This is a genomic window from Pseudonocardia wallangbongensis (assembly GCF_054486945.1).
In genome coordinates this window covers 79,040-97,084 of the sequence record NZ_JBRERS010000011.1, presented here as the reverse complement: position 1 = coordinate 97,084, position 18,045 = coordinate 79,040, and the positions used below count along the sequence as shown (strand labels likewise).

The 18,045-nt window shown below is 72.6% G+C and carries 15 protein-coding genes; 10 read left to right on the top strand and 5 right to left on the bottom strand.

What is annotated here, in order from left to right:
• Positions 1-89 precede the first annotated feature (89 nt).
• From ACU436_RS32155 to ACU436_RS32140, 4 genes are all read right to left on the bottom strand, one after another.
• Complete coding sequence (locus ACU436_RS32155) at positions 90-701, bottom strand: GTP-binding protein (protein ID WP_459030786.1); 612 nt, start codon at positions 699-701, stop codon at positions 90-92.
• Positions 682-1,302: a DUF742 domain-containing protein gene (locus ACU436_RS32150; protein ID WP_459030785.1), complete on the bottom strand. Its 621-nt coding sequence runs from the start codon at positions 1,300-1,302 to the stop codon at positions 682-684. The genes ACU436_RS32155 and ACU436_RS32150 overlap by 20 nt, the downstream gene beginning before the upstream one ends.
• Before the next feature lie 286 nt (positions 1,303-1,588).
• Positions 1,589-2,011 (bottom strand): roadblock/LC7 domain-containing protein, encoded by a 423-nt coding sequence (locus ACU436_RS32145; protein WP_142052004.1) that lies wholly within the window; start codon positions 2,009-2,011, stop codon positions 1,589-1,591.
• Entirely contained in the window at positions 2,008-5,775 is a 3,768-nt protein-coding gene (locus ACU436_RS32140; protein ID WP_459030783.1) for a sensor histidine kinase, read from the bottom strand. The genes ACU436_RS32145 and ACU436_RS32140 overlap by 4 nt, the downstream gene beginning before the upstream one ends.
• A gap of 443 nt (positions 5,776-6,218) precedes the next feature.
• On the opposite strand from ACU436_RS32140, the gene ACU436_RS32135 reads away from it, so the two are divergent.
• From ACU436_RS32135 to ACU436_RS32090, 10 genes are all read left to right on the top strand, one after another.
• On the top strand, positions 6,219-7,880 hold the full coding sequence (locus ACU436_RS32135) for a DNA repair helicase XPB (protein WP_459030782.1): 1,662 nt from the start codon (positions 6,219-6,221) through the stop codon (positions 7,878-7,880).
• 127 nt (positions 7,881-8,007) lie between these two features.
• Positions 8,008-8,184 carry a hypothetical protein gene (locus tag ACU436_RS32130; protein ID WP_459030781.1) on the top strand — a complete coding sequence of 59 codons (177 nt, stop codon included), beginning with the start codon at positions 8,008-8,010 and terminating at the stop codon, positions 8,182-8,184.
• A 66-nt stretch (positions 8,185-8,250) separates the two neighbouring features.
• Positions 8,251-9,432 carry a GAF domain-containing sensor histidine kinase gene (locus ACU436_RS32125; protein WP_459030780.1) on the top strand — a complete coding sequence of 394 codons (1,182 nt, stop codon included), beginning with the start codon at positions 8,251-8,253 and terminating at the stop codon, positions 9,430-9,432.
• A complete protein-coding gene (locus ACU436_RS32120; RefSeq protein WP_459030779.1) occupies positions 9,429-10,052 on the top strand; it encodes a response regulator in 624 nt (207 codons plus the stop codon). The genes ACU436_RS32125 and ACU436_RS32120 overlap by 4 nt, the downstream gene beginning before the upstream one ends.
• Before the next feature lie 1,066 nt (positions 10,053-11,118).
• Entirely contained in the window at positions 11,119-11,928 is an 810-nt protein-coding gene (locus ACU436_RS32115; protein WP_459030778.1) for an ABC transporter ATP-binding protein, read from the top strand.
• Between the two features lie 48 nt (positions 11,929-11,976).
• The gene (locus ACU436_RS32110) at positions 11,977-12,810 is read left to right on the top strand and encodes an ABC transporter ATP-binding protein (protein ID WP_459030777.1); all 834 of its coding nucleotides are present in this window, start codon (positions 11,977-11,979) and stop codon (positions 12,808-12,810) included.
• Between the two features lie 203 nt (positions 12,811-13,013).
• On the top strand, positions 13,014-13,892 hold the full coding sequence (locus ACU436_RS32105; protein ID WP_459030776.1) for a branched-chain amino acid ABC transporter permease: 879 nt from the start codon (positions 13,014-13,016) through the stop codon (positions 13,890-13,892).
• Complete coding sequence (locus ACU436_RS32100) at positions 13,885-15,072, top strand: branched-chain amino acid ABC transporter permease (protein ID WP_459030774.1); 1,188 nt, start codon at positions 13,885-13,887, stop codon at positions 15,070-15,072. The genes ACU436_RS32105 and ACU436_RS32100 overlap by 8 nt, the downstream gene beginning before the upstream one ends.
• A complete protein-coding gene (locus ACU436_RS32095; protein WP_459030773.1) occupies positions 15,069-16,349 on the top strand; it encodes an ABC transporter substrate-binding protein in 1,281 nt (426 codons plus the stop codon). Before ACU436_RS32100 ends, ACU436_RS32095 begins: the two co-directional genes overlap by 4 nt.
• 118 nt (positions 16,350-16,467) lie before the next feature.
• Positions 16,468-16,770: a PspC domain-containing protein gene (locus ACU436_RS32090; RefSeq protein ID WP_459030772.1), complete on the top strand. Its 303-nt coding sequence runs from the start codon at positions 16,468-16,470 to the stop codon at positions 16,768-16,770.
• 7 nt (positions 16,771-16,777) lie between these two features.
• Here ACU436_RS32090 and ACU436_RS32085 read toward each other — a convergent pair whose 3' ends face one another.
• Positions 16,778-17,992 carry a low temperature requirement protein A gene (locus ACU436_RS32085; protein ID WP_459030771.1) on the bottom strand — a complete coding sequence of 405 codons (1,215 nt, stop codon included), beginning with the start codon at positions 17,990-17,992 and terminating at the stop codon, positions 16,778-16,780.
• Positions 17,993-18,045 lie beyond the last annotated feature (53 nt).

The window sequence follows — 18,045 nt, the reverse complement described above, 5'->3', positions numbered from 1 at the left end:
GGAGAGCGACGCTCTCGAATGAGAGCAGTGTGGCCCATCCAGTGTCGCCGGTCAAGAGCAGTGCTCTCGATTACGAGAGCCGATCTAACTCAACGCGCCCCGGCGGTCATGCGGTGGTGCATGGCGTGCTCCACCAACGCGATCAGGGTCTGCTTGGTGGACTGCCGGTTGCGCGCGTCGCAGCTGATGATCGGGATGTTCGGGTCGATCGACATCGCCTCGCGCACGTCCTCGATGCGGTGCTGCAGCAGCCCGTCGAAGCAGTTCAGCCCGACGATGTACGGCAGCCCGCGGTCCTCGAAGAAGTCGATCGCCGCGAACGAGTCGGCGAGCCGGCGGGTGTCCACCAGCACGACCGCACCGATCGCCCCGCGCACCAGGTCGTCCCACATGAACCAGAAGCGGTGCTGCCCGGGGGTGCCGAACAGGTACAGGATCAGGTCGGCGTCGAGCGACACCCGGCCGAAGTCCATCGCCACCGTGGTGGTCTGCTTGTTCGGCGTGGCAGCGAGGTCGTCCACGCCCGCGCTGGCCTCGGTCATCACGGCCTCGGTGGTGAGCGGCATGATCTCGGACACCGACCCGACGAACGTCGTCTTGCCGACACCGAAGCCGCCGGCCACCACGATCTTGGCGGAGATCGTGGCCGCGGTGGCGACCGCCGGAGGCCGGCCGGGGTAACTAGAGCCGACGGAGTCCACTCAACACCCTTTCCATCAATGCGAGATCCGGCTCCTTGCCGGTACTGCTCGCTGTCTGGTGCACGGTCACCAGGTTGAGCCCCACCATGTCACCCAGCACCACTCGGGCCACCCCGAGCGGGATCGACAGGAGGGCCGCCACCTCGGCGACCGATCGTGTCTGCTCGCAGAGCTCGGCGACGGCCCGGTGCTCCACCTGCAGCAGACCCATCTGGTCCTTGGCGCGTTGGCTCGTGGAGACGAGCGCCTCGATGGCCAGGTCGAGGCCCGACTTCGTGCGTCCACGGGTCCACGCGTACGGCCGCACGGCCGAAGCGCCGGACTCCACCCCGCCCTGGTCCGCCGGTACGCCGCGCAGGTCGAGCGGCGAGGTGGGTGCCGGAGGACCCGGCGGCGCCTGCGGCGCCGGTGCGGGCGGAGGCGCCGGCATCGGTGCAGGGGCGTCGACGCTCTCGGGCGGACCCTCGGCCTCGGCTCCCCGCCTGCGCCCCCACCGCCGGCGACGCGACGAACGACCGGCGTCGAAGCTGAAGCCGTTCATGACGTCGGCGAAAGTCGGCTCGGCGGCCTGCCGGCGCTCGTCGTCGGGACCGGAGCTCATCGCACGGCCTCGCTTCGCTCGGCCGGCGCTTCGCGCGGGCGCTGTGTCGATGATTCGCTCGCAAGCTCGCTCATCGCACGGCCTCGCTTCGCTCGGCCGGCGCTTCGCGCGGGCGCTGTGTCGATGATTCGCTCGCAAGCTCGCTCATCGCATGGCCTCGCTTCGCTCGGCCATCGCCTCGCGCAGGCGCAGTGACGTTGGTTCGTTCGCAAGCTCGCTCACGGAGACATTCACCTGCTTCCTGCCGATCGGTGGCTGCGGTAAGTGGTGGTCAGGCAGTGACCGTTCAGCGGCCGAACGTACCCTGCAGTTCGGCGCGCAACTCGGGCGTGAGCAGCTGGCCGACCCGGTCGACCAGCAGCGTCATCTCGTATCCGATCAGGCCGATGTCACAGCTCGGTGACGCCAGCACCGCGAGGCAGGAACCGTCGCTGATCGACATCAGGAGCACGATGCCGCGGTCCATCTCGACCACCGTCTGGACCACACCGCCGGCGTCGAAGCACCGCGCCGCACCCTGGGTGAGGCTGACCAGACCCGACGCGACCGCGGCGAGCTGGTCGGCCCGGTCGCGCGGGAGCCGGTCCGATGCGGTGAGCAGCAGGCCGTCTGCGGACACGACGATGGCGTGGGCCACGCCGGGCACCCGCTCCGCGAAGTTCGTGACCAGCCATCCGAACCGGCTCGGCTGGACCTGTGGCGCCGTCATGAGGACTCCTCGTCGTGATTACCACCCGCGTTGGCGGGATCCGTACCACCATTGTGCTGCTGAGGGCTGTGAACCCTGCTCTCGCGGCCCTGGCGAACGCCCTGCTGATAGCTCGCGAGCCTGCCGCGGATGCTCTCCGCGCTTCGCGTGGAACCAGTCGGCGCTGCCAGTACGGACGATCCTGCACTGCCGGGAACCAGCCGCGCACGTGGACGGCGCTTGGGCAGCCCGGCCGCCGTGAGCTCGTCCTGACGCTCCTCGACCGCGCTCGCGGCACGCCAACCCTCGTCCGCCATGCTCGCGAATTCCTGCTCGACCGGCGCGGGCTCCGGCTCCGGCTGCGGCGTGGGCGGCTGCGGCGTGGGCCGCGGCGCCGGCGTGATCGGGATCTCCGCGGTGGGCGGCGATGCCGGGACCGGGCTGGGCCGCGGGGACGGCGCAGGCCGGGGCGTCGGCTTGGGCTGCGGGGTGGGCTGCCGAGCCGCGGCCGGTGGGGCCGCCGGTGGTGCGCCCGGGCCCGCGTCGGGCTTGGAGGCGCCGTTCCGCTGCCCCGTCTCGTAGTCGACCGGGATCTGCCGGTTCGAACGGAACCAGGCCGACGCGATCTCCTCGAAGATCGGTGTGGTCTCACCGAGGTCGAACCCGCTGGCCGGACGGCTACCGATCCCACGACCGGCGGTGGGTTCGGAGATCACCGGCACGTTCGGCGCGAACAGCGTGTCGGCATCGGACGGTGGCTCCGGCCGGCGTTCCGGCTGGGCCTGCTCGGCGGCCGGCGCGGCGCCCGCGAGCGGGAACGGCCGCGGGGAGGGACGCGGGGTGGGACGCGGAGCCGGCTCCTGGGCCGCGGGCTGCGCGGTGTCCGGCTCCTGTGGTGCCGGATCCGGCACGGACGGCTGCGGCGCCTGCCGGGCCTCCGGCTCGGGTGCCGCCGCCTGCTGCGGCTCGGCCGGCTGGGCGTCGGGCTGCCGCGGCGCCTCCGCGGGCGTGCGCCGCACCGCGGGCATCGGCATCGTGGGCGGCGACACCGCGGTGGCCGCGTCGGCGATGCTCTGCTCGGGACCCGGCGGCTGCTCCGTCTGCTCCGGCTCCTGCTGCGCCGGCTCGACCCGGTCGGCGGGCCGCTGCCTCGGCTGGGACTCCTCCCAGAGCGAGGGGCCCGGCTCGGCGGCCGGCTGCGGGGTCTGCTCCGCCTTCGGCGGCATCCCGAGCCGGCCCGGCGTGCGCCGTGGCAGGCCGGACGCGGTGTTCGGCGGACCGGCGGGCGTGACCCGGCCGTTGTTGGACGGCGGCGCGGCCTGCGCGTCGCCCTCGCCGCCGGGACCCTGCGGGTCCGTGCCCTGCTGGTCCGTGCCCTGCTGGTCCGGGCCACCGGCGAAGCCGACGGCATGACCGTTGCGGGCTTCGCCGGCGGCCTCGTCGGCTCGCGCGGCCGCAGCGCGTGCCGCGGCCTCCTGGTCGCGACGGGCTTGCGCGGCGACCTCGCGGGCCTGCTCCTCCGCGGGGTCGGCACCGCCCTGCTCGGGACCGTCGCCACCCTCCTCAGGGGGCCCGGGCGGGCCACCCGGCCGGAGGCTGGAGCCCGGTCGCCTGCTGGGCAGGGCGGGCGGTGGCGGGCCTGCCGGACCAGCGGGCGGGGTGAACAGCTGCCCGTCGCCGCCCAACGGCGAATCGAAGACGTTGGTGGGGTTGGCGGTGCCGTCGTTCCCGGCGATCAGCGCAGAGAGACCACCGCTCCGCGCAGCACCGTTGACACCGCGCTGCGGCGGCACCGTGGGACGACCGGCGCCCGTGACGAGCGGGAGGCTCGCGGTGCGGCTCACCTCGACCGGCTCGATGGACGGGATGAGGTGCGCCGGAACGGTGACGGAGGCGGTGAGACCCGCCCCGTGGCCGCCCGCCGAGGAGGTCAGGCGGACGTTGATGCCGTGCCGGGCCGCGAGGCGACCGACCACGAACAGACCCATCCGCCGCGACGCCGACACGTCGACCGACGACGGCCCGCCCAGGCGGGTGTTGGCGTCGGCCAGCTCGTGCTCGGCCATGCCGACGCCGCGGTCGGCGATCTCGACCACGACCGACCCGTCGCCGGCCCGGGCGGTGCTCATGACCACCTGGGAGTCGGGCGGGGAGAAGTTGGTGGCGTTGTCCAGCAGCTCGGCGAGCAGGTGCACGACGTCGGAGGCCGCACGCCCGGCGACCGTGGCCGTGGGCGGGGTCTGCACGACGATCCGCTGGTAGGACTCGACCTCCGAGACCGCGGCCCGCAGCACGTCGACCATCGGCACCGGCGCGATGTTGCGCTTGGCCAGGTCGGTGCCCGCGAGGACCAGCAGGTTCTCGCTGTTGCGCCGCATACGGGTGGCGAGGTGGTCGAGCTGGAAGAGGTTGGCCAGCTGGTCGGCGTCCTGCTCGTTGCTCTCCAGCTGCTCGATCAGCTGCAGCTGGCGTTCGACGAGCGCCTGGCTGCGGCGGGACAGGTTGACGAACATCGCGCTGACGCCCGCCTGCAGGGCGGCCTGCTCGGCCGCGAGGCGGACGGCCTGCCCGTGCACCGCGTCGAACGCGCGGGCCACCTGGCCGACCTCGTCGCGGCCGATGAGGGGCACCGGGTCGACCGCGACGTCCGGGGTGTGCCCGGCGCGCATGCGCTCGACCGCGTCGGGGAGGCGCCGGTCGGCCACGTCGAGCGCGGAGGAACGCAGCACGCGCAGCGACCGGATCAGGGCGCGGGCGAGGAGAACGGCCACCGCGATGCCGGCCAGGAGGCCCAGCATCAGGACGACGGCGTTGACGCCTGCGAGGTTGCTCGCCTGCTCCTCCCGGGCCTGGCTGGTGGAGACGAGCTCGTTGCGCAGCAGGTCGGCCGAACGGTCCACGGCTGCACGCGAACCGTTGTAGGCCGTGTCCCACTCGTAGGACGGGATGGCGATCGGCTGGTCCTGCGGGGTGGCGAGGATCGCCGCCTTGAGCCGCTCGCGCCCGGAGTTGGCGGCGTCGTCGAGGAAGTTGCCGAAGCGGATGAGCTGCTGCGGCGTGAGCGACACCTGGTACTCGGCCAACTCCGCCCGGAGGCGATCGTCGGTGGCCACGACGGCGTTGGCGTCGCCGGGCTGCAGCGAGCCTGCGCGGATGCCGGCGCCGAGGATCGTGTGCTGCACGGCGAGCTGCTCCGCCGCGCTCGTGGAGGCGGACAGGGCGTCCGACAGTCCCGAGACCTCCGGCGTGCGGAGCTGGCGCAGCAGGGCGCGGTCGAGGACGTCGAGGCTCGCGACCACCTCGCTGTAGCGGCTGAGGATCTGCGGGGCGCCGATGCCGGGGTTGTCGGTGACGTCGGCGCGCAGGTTCTGCAGCTGGCCGATCTGCCCCTTGGTCTGCGCCACGGCGGCGACGCTCGTGGGCTCGAGCCCCTCGGCGCCCTCCAGCGCGGTGAGCATCTCCTCGGCGTCGGCCTCGCTCTGGTTGAAGCCGATCTCGAGGACGCCGCGGTCACCCGCGCGCCCGCTCGCCACGTAGAGGGTGGCCTCGTCCCGCTCCTGGCGCAGGGCGTCGGCGGCGCCGGCGACCTGCTCCTGTACCTCGAGCAGCTGGGTGCTCTGGCCGAGCTCGGCCGCCGCGCCCGCCTGATCGGAGACACGCAGGACGCCGAGGACCAGAGCCAGCAGGGCGGGAACTATCCCGACCACCACCAGCTTGACCGTCAGCGTCCAGTTACGCGGGTTCAGCCGCTCGGACCAGGATTGCCTGGCCTCGGTGCTGGTCACGTCAACGTCCCCCTGAGGATTGCCGGCGACGATCTGCCGCACTCTGGCACGCACACGCAACCTTTTGCGAGTGCGGGCCGGACGAGCTGCGGCCCCTGGTCGGTGGGTGGCCGGGTTCGGGCTTGATGCCCGGGTGACAAGAGCATCGGGTCGATCCGTCGCGCCTTCTGTCGGGGGCGAACCGGTCGGGTGTCCCGGCCCGCATCGTGCGCGCTCCGATCCGACACGCGCCCTCTGGGGAAGGACGTTGGCCTCCCGGACCCGGTACGATCGCGGTGGCACACGTGCGCTCTCGGACAGAGCCCGGGAAGTATAGCCCGTGCTCAGAGGGCCCCCATCCGCCGAGGTCCGCCATTGCGGATTCGTTCCCCCGAATGGACCTACGAATCACGCTGTGTAGCGTCCCTCATGGCACCATTCGCCTGCAAGGAGTAGATCCGCTCATGACCGACGGGCCGCTCATCGTCCAATCCGACAAGACGCTGCTGCTCGAGGTCGACCACGCCGACGCCCCGGCCGCGCGGGCCGCGATCGCGCCGTTCGCCGAGCTCGAACGCGCGCCGGAACACGTCCACACCTACCGGGTCACCCCGCTGGCGCTCTGGAACGCCCGCGCCGCGGGCCACGACGCCGAGCAGGTGGTCGACGCGCTCGTCCGCTACTCCCGCTACGCCGTGCCGCAGCCGCTGCTCGTCGACGTCGTCGACACCATGGGCCGCTACGGGCGCCTGCGCCTCACCAACTCCCCGGTCGACGGGCTGGTCATGGTCGCGCTCGACCGCGCGGTCCTGGAGGAGGTGCTCCGCCAGAAGAAGATCGCCCCGCTGCTGGGCGCCCGCATCGACGAAGACACCGTGGTCGTGCACCCCTCTGAGCGCGGCCACCTCAAGCAGGCGCTGCTCAAGATCGGCTGGCCCGCCGAGGACCTCGCGGGCTACGTCGACGGGGAGGCCCACGCCATCGCACTGGCCGAGGACGGCTGGTCGCTGCGCAGCTACCAGCGGGAGGCCGTCGAGGGCTTCTGGGCCGGCGGTTCCGGCGTGGTGGTGCTGCCCTGCGGGGCCGGCAAGACGCTCGTGGGCGCGGCCGCGATGGCGCAGGCCCAGGCCACCACGCTCATCCTGGTGACCAACACGGTGGCGGGCCGGCAGTGGAAGCGCGAGCTCGTGGCGCGCACCAGCCTCACGGAGGACGAGATCGGCGAGTACTCCGGCGAGCGCAAGGAGATCCGCCCGGTCACGATCGCGACTTACCAGGTGATGACGCGCAAGAGCAAGGGCGAGTACAAGCACCTCGACCTGTTCGACTCCCGGGACTGGGGCCTGGTCATCTACGACGAGGTCCACCTGCTCCCGGCGCCGGTCTTCCGGATGACGGCCGACCTGCAGTCGCGCCGCCGCCTCGGCCTCACGGCCACGCTCGTGCGCGAGGACGGCCGCGAGGGCGACGTCTTCTCCCTCATCGGCCCGAAGCGCTACGACGCGCCGTGGCGCGACATCGAGCAGCAGGGCTGGATCGCCCCGGCCGAGTGCACCGAGGTGCGGGTCACGCTCACCGACAGCGAGCGGATGGGCTACGCGGTCGCCGAACCCGAGGAGCGCTACCGCGTCGCGTCCACGGCCCACACGAAGCTCGCCGTCGTGAAGGGGGTCCTCGCGCGGCACCCGGGCGAGCCCGCGCTCGTCATCGGGGCTTACCTGGAGCAGCTGGAGGAGCTGGGGGAGGCGCTCGACGCGCCCATCATCCAGGGCTCGACGAAGAACCGCGAGCGGGAGGCGCTGTACGACTCGTTCCGGCGCGGCGAAGTGCCGGTACTCGTGGTGAGCAAGGTGGCCAACTTCTCCATCGACCTGCCGGAGGCGAGCGTCGCCATTCAGGTGTCCGGCACATTCGGGTCGCGGCAGGAGGAGGCACAGCGACTCGGCAGGCTCTTGCGGCCCAAGACCGACGGCCGGCAGGCGCATTTCTACTCCATCGTCTCGCGCGACACCCTCGACACCGACTACGCGGCGCATCGGCAGCGATTCCTCGCGGAGCAGGGTTACGCCTACCGGATCGTCGACGCCGACGATTTGCTCGGACCCGCTGTGCCCGACGTGAGCTGAACGGGCGGACTCCATGTATTTCGGTCACCCGTCCCGGTGTCCTTGCTGTGCAGGAGTCCGAGGCAGGTAGGACACTGGCGGCGCCCGCGACCAGGGAGCGGTCATCAGCACCATCGCTTGGATCATCGTGGTAGCGGCGGCCTGGGTGGTCGTCGCCGCGGTCGTCGGCGTGCTCGTCGGCCGGATGATCCGGGAACGCGACCGCCAGGTGCCCCCGGCCCCCGATCCGCCGACGGCGACCGGCCGGGAGAAGGACGTCCCGAGGCACCGCGTGCCCGGCTGGGGCCGGCAGCGACGCTCGTGACGGCGCCCGGTGCACCCTCTGCATCCGGGGCTGTCGCACGCCCGCGACCTGTGCCATCGTCCGCGGATGGCGTCGAGTGAGGAGGCCGCGGCGCAGCGGGCCCTCGGGCAGGAGCACCTGCTCAACACGCTGCTGGCCGAGCGCGACGGGCTGCTGTCGGTGCTCGACCGGGTGCTGGCGCTGCACGGCACCGCACGGCTGATCCGCGAGGCCGCGGGCGCCGATGCCGGGTTCGTCGCCGAGGTCGATGGTGCGTCCCAAGCGGTCATCAGGTGGCTGGCCGGCAACCGCACGAACTCGTTGCAGGACCTCGCGGTGCCCAGCGGCCAGGGCGTCGGCGGGCGGGTGCTGGCGCTGGGCCGGCCCGTCCGGGTGAGCGACTACGTCACCGCCCGCAGCATCACCCACCAGTTCGACGGGCTGGTGAGCCGCGAGGACATGTCGGCCATGATCGCGGTCCCGGTCCTCGAGGACCGGACCGGCGGCACCCGGACCCTCGCCGTGGCCTACGCCGCCCTGCGCGGGCCCGGCCGGTTCGGCGACGACTCGGTGCGGGCGGTCGAGCGGGTGGCCGCCGACACGGCCCGCGCGTTGCGCCTCGCGGACCGGGCCACCCTCGGCCGGGCCACCGCGGTGGCCGCGGAACGCCAGCGGATGCAGGCTGCGCTGCACGACTCGGTCGGCGCCATGCTGTTCTCGATCGGTGCGCAGGTCCGCGACCTGCGCTCGACGCTGCCGGACAACCCCGTCCTGCGGTCGCGGCTGGGCCGGCTGGAGTCCGACATCTCGGCGGCCTCGCTCGCCCTGCGCGAGGCGCTGCTCGCCCTGTCCGAGTCGAGCCCGGAGCGAGCCCTTCCGATCGAGATCGCCGAGCACTGCCGCAGCTTCGAGGCGCGCACCAGGGTGCCGGCGCGGTTCGTACAGCTCGGGCGGGTACCACCGCTGGACGCCGAGCGCACGACCTTACTGATCAGCGCGGTGCGGGAAGGCCTGCTCAACGTCGAGAAGCACGCCGACGCCGCCGCCGTCGTCGTCAGCCTCGGTGAGGTGGACGGCGGGGTGCAGGTCGCGGTGGCCGACGACGGCGGCGCGCACCGGTCCGACGACGACGAGCCCGGCGACGGCAGCGGGCTGGGCGTCCGGCTGCTCGCGGAGAAGGCCTCCCGGCTCGGCGGCCGGGCCAGCCTCGTGCACGACGAGGACGGCGGCACGACCCTCCGGCTGCTGGTGCCGGGTCCGCCCAGATGACCCCGGCCCGGGTCATGGTGGTGGACGACCACCCGGTCGTCCGCGACGGCGTGGCGCTGCTGCTGCGGAACGAGCCGGCGCTGGTCGTCGTCGGATCGGCGGAGAGCGGGCGGGCGGCGCTCGAACGGGCGGCGGCGTTGCGTCCCGACCTGGTGCTGCTCGACCTGCGACTGCCCGACATGCTCGCGCCCGAGGTGGTGTCCGGGCTGCGCGCCGTGGTGCCGGCCGCGCGGGTGGTCGTCTTCACCGCCCACGGCGACCACCACGGCGTGCAGGCCGCGCTCGACGCGGGCGCGCACGGCGCGCTGCTCAAGGACGCCGCCGTCACCGACCTCGTGGCCGCGCTGCGCCGCGTGCTGCGCGGCGAGCGGGTGCGCGATCCGCGGATGGCGCCGGACGAGGCGCCCGGTCGCTCCGCCCTCGCCCGCAGCGGGCTGACCCGTCGCGAGTACGAGGTGCTGCGCCTCGCCGCACAGGGCCGGACGAACCCGGAGATCGCCGAGACCACCGGCCTGGCGCGCAACACGGTGAAGACCTACCTGCAGTCGGCCCTGCACAAGCTGGGCGCCCGCAACCGCGTGGAGGCCATCGGCAAGGCGAGCGAGGCGGGTCTGCTGTGAGCCCCGCCCCGGTTCCGAGATGAGTTGAGTCAACCCGGCCGTCCCTCCGATGATCGCCGGGTGCGGTTCCAGCGCCGCGAATGGAGGCTGACCCGATCCAGCCGCCGGGCGCCGGCCCGTGATCGGCGGTATCGGTCGTCCATGGTCGTAGCAACGACGATGCGCACCCGATAACAGCAGGCCAGGGCGTCGATCAAGGGCTGATGGTCGCTGTTGAAGATCGATTAACGACCATTTCGCCTTGATCGCCGGACGCCGGCGCGGCCGATTCGGCAACACCCTCCTTGATCGGAAACGCGAGGTGTCGATGTGACCATGAAACGTTGCGGTGGGCGCGCCGTACCCGGCCGGTGACCGGCTGCCCCGCAACCTCGACCCGGTCCCGCGTGCGGTCACCGGTCTTCCCTCGCTCCTGCCCGTGTGTGCGGTGGCCGGGTGGGCACAACTACCGAACCCGGTGGTCGCTCCGGCGGCCGTCCCCGACTAATGGGGTCTGTCTGGCACGCCGGTCTGGACGAGACCGTCCCCGTTGGGTGCCCACTCCACCGGCTGTGGTCCCGATCCGCCCCGCACCCCATGGCTTCCCAGCACTGTGACCGCCCGACCAACAGCCAGGTCCTGATCAGTGGGAACGGGACATCAGCTGCAGGGGTGCAGCTCGTGTCCCGGCTACGCTGATCATGAACGGCCAGGTGATGCCCAAAGGCTCGGGTACGTCACCACAGCCAGTTGCGTGGCACCCGAGGGCGGGTCCCATCGAGAACGGGCGTGCCAGACCGTCGGAGGCTGGTGGCGATCCCGGCCGACTTCCGCGCGGGGCCCGGGCGCGGCGCAGAACCGGCCAGCCGGGAACGGCACGATCCACGACTGTGCGTGGCACATCGCGCACGGTGCGCGATACCTCGATAACGGGGCCGTCAACATCCGGCCACCCCTCTCCACGTGGGGGTGGTTCGCCCGGATCGCCCCCACCACGATGTGGCGGCCGCCATGGGGCGGCGAGAGGCGAAGGGGCCTTGGTGGCGGTACGACGAGGTACGGCACACGCGCGACCGTCGTGGTCGCGATGCTGAGCGTGCGCGGGTTGTCCGTGCGCTACGGGCGCTCGGTGCGAGCGCTGGAGGACGTCGACGTCGAGGTCGGCGAGGGTGTACTCGCGGTGCTGGGTGGCAACGGGGCCGGGAAGTCGACCCTGCTGCGGACCGTTTCCGGCACCGTCCGGATGCACGGGGGCGCCGTCACCGCCGGACAGGTCCTCGTCGACGGCGCCCGCGTCGACCGCATGGACCCGGCCGCCGTGGTGCGCCGCGGGGTCGTCGCGGTGCCGGAGGGCAGGCAGGTCTTCAGCCGGATGACGGTGGAGGAGAACCTGCGGGCCGGTGGCCTCGGCGCCCGGTCGGCGACGGCGCGGGCGGCCGCGCGGGAACGCGTGCACGAGCTCTTCCCCGTGCTCGTGGACCGGGCGCGCCAGCGCGCGGGCCTGCTGTCCGGCGGCGAGCAGCAGATGCTGGCGATCGGCAGGGCCTTGATGTCCGGGCCCCGGCTGCTCCTGCTCGACGAGCCGTCGCTGGGCCTCGCGCCGCAGATGGTCGGGCGGATCGCGGCGATCATCCGCGAGATCCACGGCCAGGGCACCGCGGTCGTGCTCGTGGAGCAGAACGCGACGATGGCCCTGCAGGTGGCCGACCACGCCGTGGCGCTCGAGGTGGGCCGCGTCGCGCTCGCCGGGCCGGCCTCGGAGCTCGCGGCGAGCGACGAGGTGCAGCGGCTCTACCTGGGCGGGCACGCCGAGTCCGCGGAGCAGGCCGCCGCCGAGGCGCGCGCGGCGGAGCGGCAGCTGAGCGGTCGGACGCTGGCGAGGTGGAGCAGTGTCTGATTGCCTCCGCTCCGCTCCGGCGGGCTCGCGGGCCCTGGAGGCGGCGCCATGACGGCCGAGACCGCCCGGGCAGGCGCCGATGCCCGGAACGACAGCGCCGGCGTCCCGGAGCTGCGGGTCGAGGGGGTGGGCCTGCGCTTCGCCGGCGTCAGTGCCCTCGACGACGTGTCGTTCACGGTGCGCCCGGGCACCGTCCACGCGCTCATCGGGCCGAACGGTGCGGGCAAGTCGAGCTGCTTCAACGTGATCTGCGGCGTCTACCGGCCGACGGCGGGACGGGTCCGGCTCGGTGACACCGTCCTGACCGGGATGCGGCCGCACCGGCTCGCCCGGCTCGGCGTCGGCCGCTCGTTCCAGAACATCGCGCTCTCGGAGCATTCGACGGTGCTGGACAACGTCCTGCTGGGACGCCATGTGCTCACCCGCGGCGGATTCCTGTCGGGCGGCCTGCGCTTGCCGTGGGCCGTCCGGCAGGAACGCGTGCACACCCGGCGGGTGGAGGCGATCTGCGAGTTCCTCGGCATCGCCGATCGGCTGCACACGCCCGTGTCGGCCCTCCCGTACGGCGTGGCGAAGCTCGTGGACGTGGCCCGCGCGCTGGCCGTCGAACCACGTGTGCTTTTGCTCGACGAGCCGGCCGCCGGGCTCAACGCGGTGGAGACCGCGGTGATGGCGAGCACGATCCGCGCGCTGCGCGACGCGCTGGGCATCTCGGTGCTCCTGGTCGAGCACGACATGGGGCTGGTCATGGGCATCGCCGACCGGGTCAGCGTGCTCGACTTCGGCCGGCTCATCGCCGACGGCGAGCCGGCGGCCGTGCAGCGCGACCCGGAGGTCGTCCGCGCGTACCTGGGTGCGGCCGACGAGGAGGAGACGCGGTGAGCGAGCTTGCGAGCGAACCAGTGTCACTGCGCCTGTGCGAAGCGCCGGCCGAGCGGTGAGCGAGCTTGCGAGGGAACCAGTGTCACTGCGCCTGCGCGAAGCGCCGGCCGAGCGCAGCGGGGCCGAGCGGTGAGCGAGCTTGCGAGGGAACCAGTGTCACTGCGCCTGCGCGAAGCGCCGGCCGAGCGCAGCGGGGCCGAGCGATGAGCACGTTCGTCCAGCTCCTGGTGAACGGCCTGGGCAAGGGCGCCGTGTACGCGCTCCTCGCGCTCGGCTTCGTGGTCATCTACAAGGCCACCGAAGTGATCAACTTCGCGCACGGGTCGCTCGCGCTGATCGGCGGCTACCTCATCTCGGTCACCGTCGACACGCTCGGCTTCCCGCTCGCCGCGACGCTCGGGGTCCTCGGCGCGGGCCTCGCGGCGCTGCTGATGGAGCGGCTGCTGCTCTCACGCAGCCGGTTCGCGAGCCCGGACAGCCTCGCGCTGCTGACGATCGGCGTGGACGTGGTGGTCGTCGAGGACATCTTCCGACGGCTCGGCACGACCGTGCCCTACCTCGGCGCGCCGTGGGACGCCCGGCCGATCCAGCTCGGCGGCGTCACGCTGTTCAGCACGCACCTGGTGGCCCTGGTCGTCGGGCTGGTGCTGATCACGGCGTTCTTCCTGGCGTTCCGGTTCACGAACTGGGGCATCGCGATGCGAGCGCAGGCGGAGAACCGCGAGGCGGCGGCGCTGATGGGCATCCGCAGCTCCCGGGTGACGGCGAGCGCGTGGCTGGTGGCGGGGGTGCTCGCGGGGGTGGCCGTGATGTTCATCGTCACCCAGGACTTCTCCGGCACCGGCCTCTCGCGCACCACCCACGCGATCGCGTTCGCGGCGTTCCCCGCCGCGATCATCGGCGGGCTCGACTCGACGGCCGGCGCCGTGGTGGGCGGCCTGATCGTGGGCCTGACGCAGGCGCTCACCGAGGTGTACGTGTCCATCCCGTTCGCGAAGGTGGCCGTCTTCCTGGTGATGCTCCTGGTGCTGGTCGTGCGGCCGTCCGGGCTCTTCGGCACGAGGGAGATGAGCCGTGTCTGACGTGCTCACGCCCGGGCGGACGCCCGCGCCGCCCGCCCGCCGGCCGCGGACCGGAACGCTGCTGCGCGGCCTCGCGTGGGTGGCGCTGCTGCTGGCCCTGCTCGCGCTGCCGCTCTACGTCGGGCCGGGCCTGCTCTCCGCGGGCCAGTACGTGATGGTCGGCGCTGTCGGGGCGATCGGGCTCACGCTGGTGATCGGCCAGGCCGGACAGCTCTCCCTGGCGCACGCGTTCTTCCTGCTCGTCGGCGGCACGGCCTACGCGGTGCTGGCAGGCGAGACCGAGCAGGCCGGCAGTGAGCACATCGTGGGGCTCGGCCTGCCCCCGCTGCTCGCGCTCGTCGGAGCGGTGCTGATCTCCGCGCTGGCCGGGTTCGCGTTCGCGCCGGTCGCCGGCCGGCTCAAGGGCATCTACCTGGGCGTCGCCTCGCTGGCACTGGTGTTCCTCGGCTTCTACCTCGGCCAGGCGCTGCCCGCGCTCACCGGCGGGGCGGCGAGCGGGCGCAACCCCGAACCGTTCGCGCTGTTCGGATTCCCGTTCACCAACGAGGGCTACCTCGCGGTGCTGGGCGTACCGTTCCGGCAGCCCGAACGGCTCTGGTACCTGTTCCTGGCGTTCACCGCCATCGCGTTCCTGCTGGCCCGCGGCGCCGTGCGCAGCAGGGTGGGCCGGTCGTGGCGGGCGGTCCGCGACAACGAGGCCGCTGCGGCGGTGATGGGCGTCAACGTGCTGGGGGCCAAGGCCGGGGCGTTCGCGGTGAGCGCCGCCTACGCCGGGCTGGCCGGCGTGATGGTGACGCTCTGGCTGGGGTTGCTCAAGCCGGACGAGAGCGAGTTCGGCACGTACGGCCTCAACACCTCGATCGCCTTCCTCGCGATGGCGATCATCGGTGGGCTCGGCTCGATCCCGGGCGCCGTCGTCGGCGCGCTGGTCGTCTACGGCACCCCGCAGGTGCTCACGCTGTTCGCCGACGAGCTCGGCCTCGGCGACACCCTCGCCGGGCTCTCCCCCACGGTGATCAGCCTCTACGTCTACGGCATCGCCGTGATCCTCGTCGTGCTGTTCGAGCCGGGCGGGCTGGCGGCGATCGGCCGCCGGATCGCCGGGTTCGCGCGGCGCCGTACCGACGCGACCGCGGCAACGGCGCCGCGGCCGGCACCCCCAGGAGAGGACCGATCATGACCCTTCGGCGGACTTGGCGCCGCGCGGGCGGCGCTGCGGCGATCGTCGCGGCCCTGGCGCTCGCGGGCTGCACCACACAGGCCCCCGAGCCGGGAACGGGCGGCGGGGGTGGCGAGGTGGCCACCGACGTCGGCGTGGACGCGGAGGCCATCACGCTCGGGGTGCTCACCGACACGTCGGGGCCGTTCCGCAACCTCGGAACCGGTATCACGCAGGGCAACCAGCTGTGGGCCGACGAGCTGAACGCCCGTGGCGGCATCTGCGGGCGGCAGGTCCAGCTGGAGATCGCCGACAGCGGCTACAAGGCCGACACGGCCACCACGGTGTACCGGCAGCAACAGCCGGGCGTGCTCGGCTACCTCCAGCTGCTCGGCTCCCCGATCAATGCGGCGCTGCGCGGCAACCTGGAGACCGACGAGGTGACCTCGCTGGCCCTGTCCTGGTCGTCGTTCATCCTCGACAACCCGTACCAGATCATCCCCGGCACCACGTACGACCTGGAGATGATCAACGGGCTCGCCTACCTGCAGCAGCAGGGCCTGATCGCCGACGGCGACACACTCGGCCACATCTACATCGGCGGCGAGTACGGCGACAACGGGTTCCTCGGCGCCCAGTACTACGCGCAGCAGCACGGGATGACCCTGCAACCGGCGAAGATCGCCGCCGCCGACACCGACATGACGAACATCGTCACCGGCTTCCAGGGCGCCGGCGTCAAGGCGATCCTGCTGACCACCACGCCCGCCCAGACCGCCTCCGCCCTCAACGCGGCGAGCGCGCTCGGCCTGGACGTGCCGGTCGTCGGGAACAACCCGGTGTTCGACCCGGCCACCAACCTCGCGGGCCCCGCGGCCGCGTCCGTCGGCAACCTGTACGTGGTGGCCAGCAGCGTCCCGTACTCCGCGGACCTGCCGAAGGCCAAGGAGGTGACGCAGGCGTTCGAGGCGAAGTTCCCGGACGCCTCGAAGAACTACGGCGTGCCCTACGGCTACGCGGGCGGGCTGATCTGGGAGCAGATCCTCACCCAGGCCTGCGACAACGGCGACCTCACCCGCAAGGGCGTGCACGACGCCTTCCTGGCCAGCCGGAACATCACCACCGACGACCTCGTCGCGAGCGAGCTCGACTTCTCGCAGGCCGGGTCGCCGCCGAGCCGTTCCGTCTACATCGCCCAGGCCGACCCGAGCCAGGAGGGTGGGCTGCGCCAGGTCGTCGAGCCGTTCACGGCGCCGGAGGCCGACTCGTACAAGGCCCCGCACCAGCAGGGGGCCTGAGCGCCACCAGGCCGCTCGCCGACAGGATTTCGGCCGCGGGTACTTCAGGGGCCGGATCAGGGTGGGGCCAGGGCGGACCCGGAGGTCCGGGGTGGCCTCGGGCGGCAGGCTCTACGGCATGGACTCGAGCACCGAAGCGACCACCCGCCTGACAACCGACGCCGGCACGGCCCCGTCCAGCGACCTGCCGCCCCAGCCGGGTCCGGCCCCCGAGCCCGCGGACCGGCCGAAGTTCCGGCTCCGCCGCAGCCGCGACGACCGCATGATCGCCGGGGTCTGCGGCGGGCTCGCCGAGAGCCTCGGCGTGGACGCGGCGGTGATCCGCATCGGCCTCGTGACCCTGACCGTGCTCGGCTTCGGGATGGGGATCGTGCTCTACGCCGCGGTCTGGATGCTGGCCCCGGAGACCGACGAGCCGTGATCCGCGCTCAGTGCTCGTGCGCGGCGCCGCGGATCTCGCGGCGCTGCTCGGCATAGCGGAAGGTCTCGAAGCCGATCAGCGCGGTGAGCACGGCCGCGAGCACGGCGAGGGAGACGAGCGCCGGCAGCATCGACACCAGCGGGATCAGCACGAGCAGCACCACCGCGACGACGAGCCGTTCCAGGTTCACGGACCTGGTGAGGTACCACTTGAAACCGACGTGTCCCAGCAGGTACAGCGCCGCGCCGCCGTACAGCGCGGCCAGCGGGAGGCCGTAGATCGGGTCCGCCACCGTGTGGCCCTCCTCGCCGCCGACGTAGCCCAGCACCTTCTTCAGCCCGAGGGACATGAGGATGATGCCGGCGATCATCGGCAGGTGCAGGAACGTGTAGCCGCCCCGGCCGAGCTTGATCTGCCGCTCGCCGTCGGCCGCGGCGAGCGCACGCTCGATGACCAGCGCGGTGACGTCGAAGTACGCCCACCACATCGCGCCCGCCACGACGAGCCCCAACGCGGAGGCCGCGATGATCGGCCAGGAGATCGGGAGGTGGGCGACGCCCACGCCGATCGCCACGATCGACTCGCCGAGCGCCACGATGATGATCAGACCGTGCCGTTCGGCGAAGTGGCTCGCCGAACGCATCCGCCACTTGCTGCCCGCCAGGAGCGTGCCGAGGTAGTCGGCCGCGATCGCGGCGAACCAGAGCCAGGTCTGGGTGGCGCCGGTGGTCTGCGAGGCGATCAGCAGCAGGATCGTGCCGGCGAGCATCGAGGGCAGGAAGCGCAGGACCTGACCGCGCAGCTGCGGGTCCTCCACGCTGGCCAGCCAGAACATCACGATGTGCACGGCCCGCACCACGAAGTAGCAGATCGCGAAGACCATCGGCCCGTGCAGGCCGCCCGGCAGGTCCTCGAACGCTTCCGGGATCGTGATCGCCTGCACGAACACGGCCGCCATCGCGGCGAACAACCCGACGCGCATGATCCCCTGCTCGGCCCGGAGCACGTTGCAGAGCCACGCGTAGGCGATCCAGCACCACCACATCACGGTGATCACCAGCACGCCGCGCAGGACGTCGACGGCGCTCACGTGCTCGGACATGAACTCCGTGACCTGCGTGAGGGCGAACACGAACACCAGGTCGAAGAACAGCTCGAGCGGTGTCGCCGTGTCGCGTTCGGCGACGGCCTCGAGGCGCCGTCCACGACGGGATGGGCTCATGCGGCAGATCGTGCACCAGCGGGGGCCGAGCCACCACCCGGATCGCTCGAAGC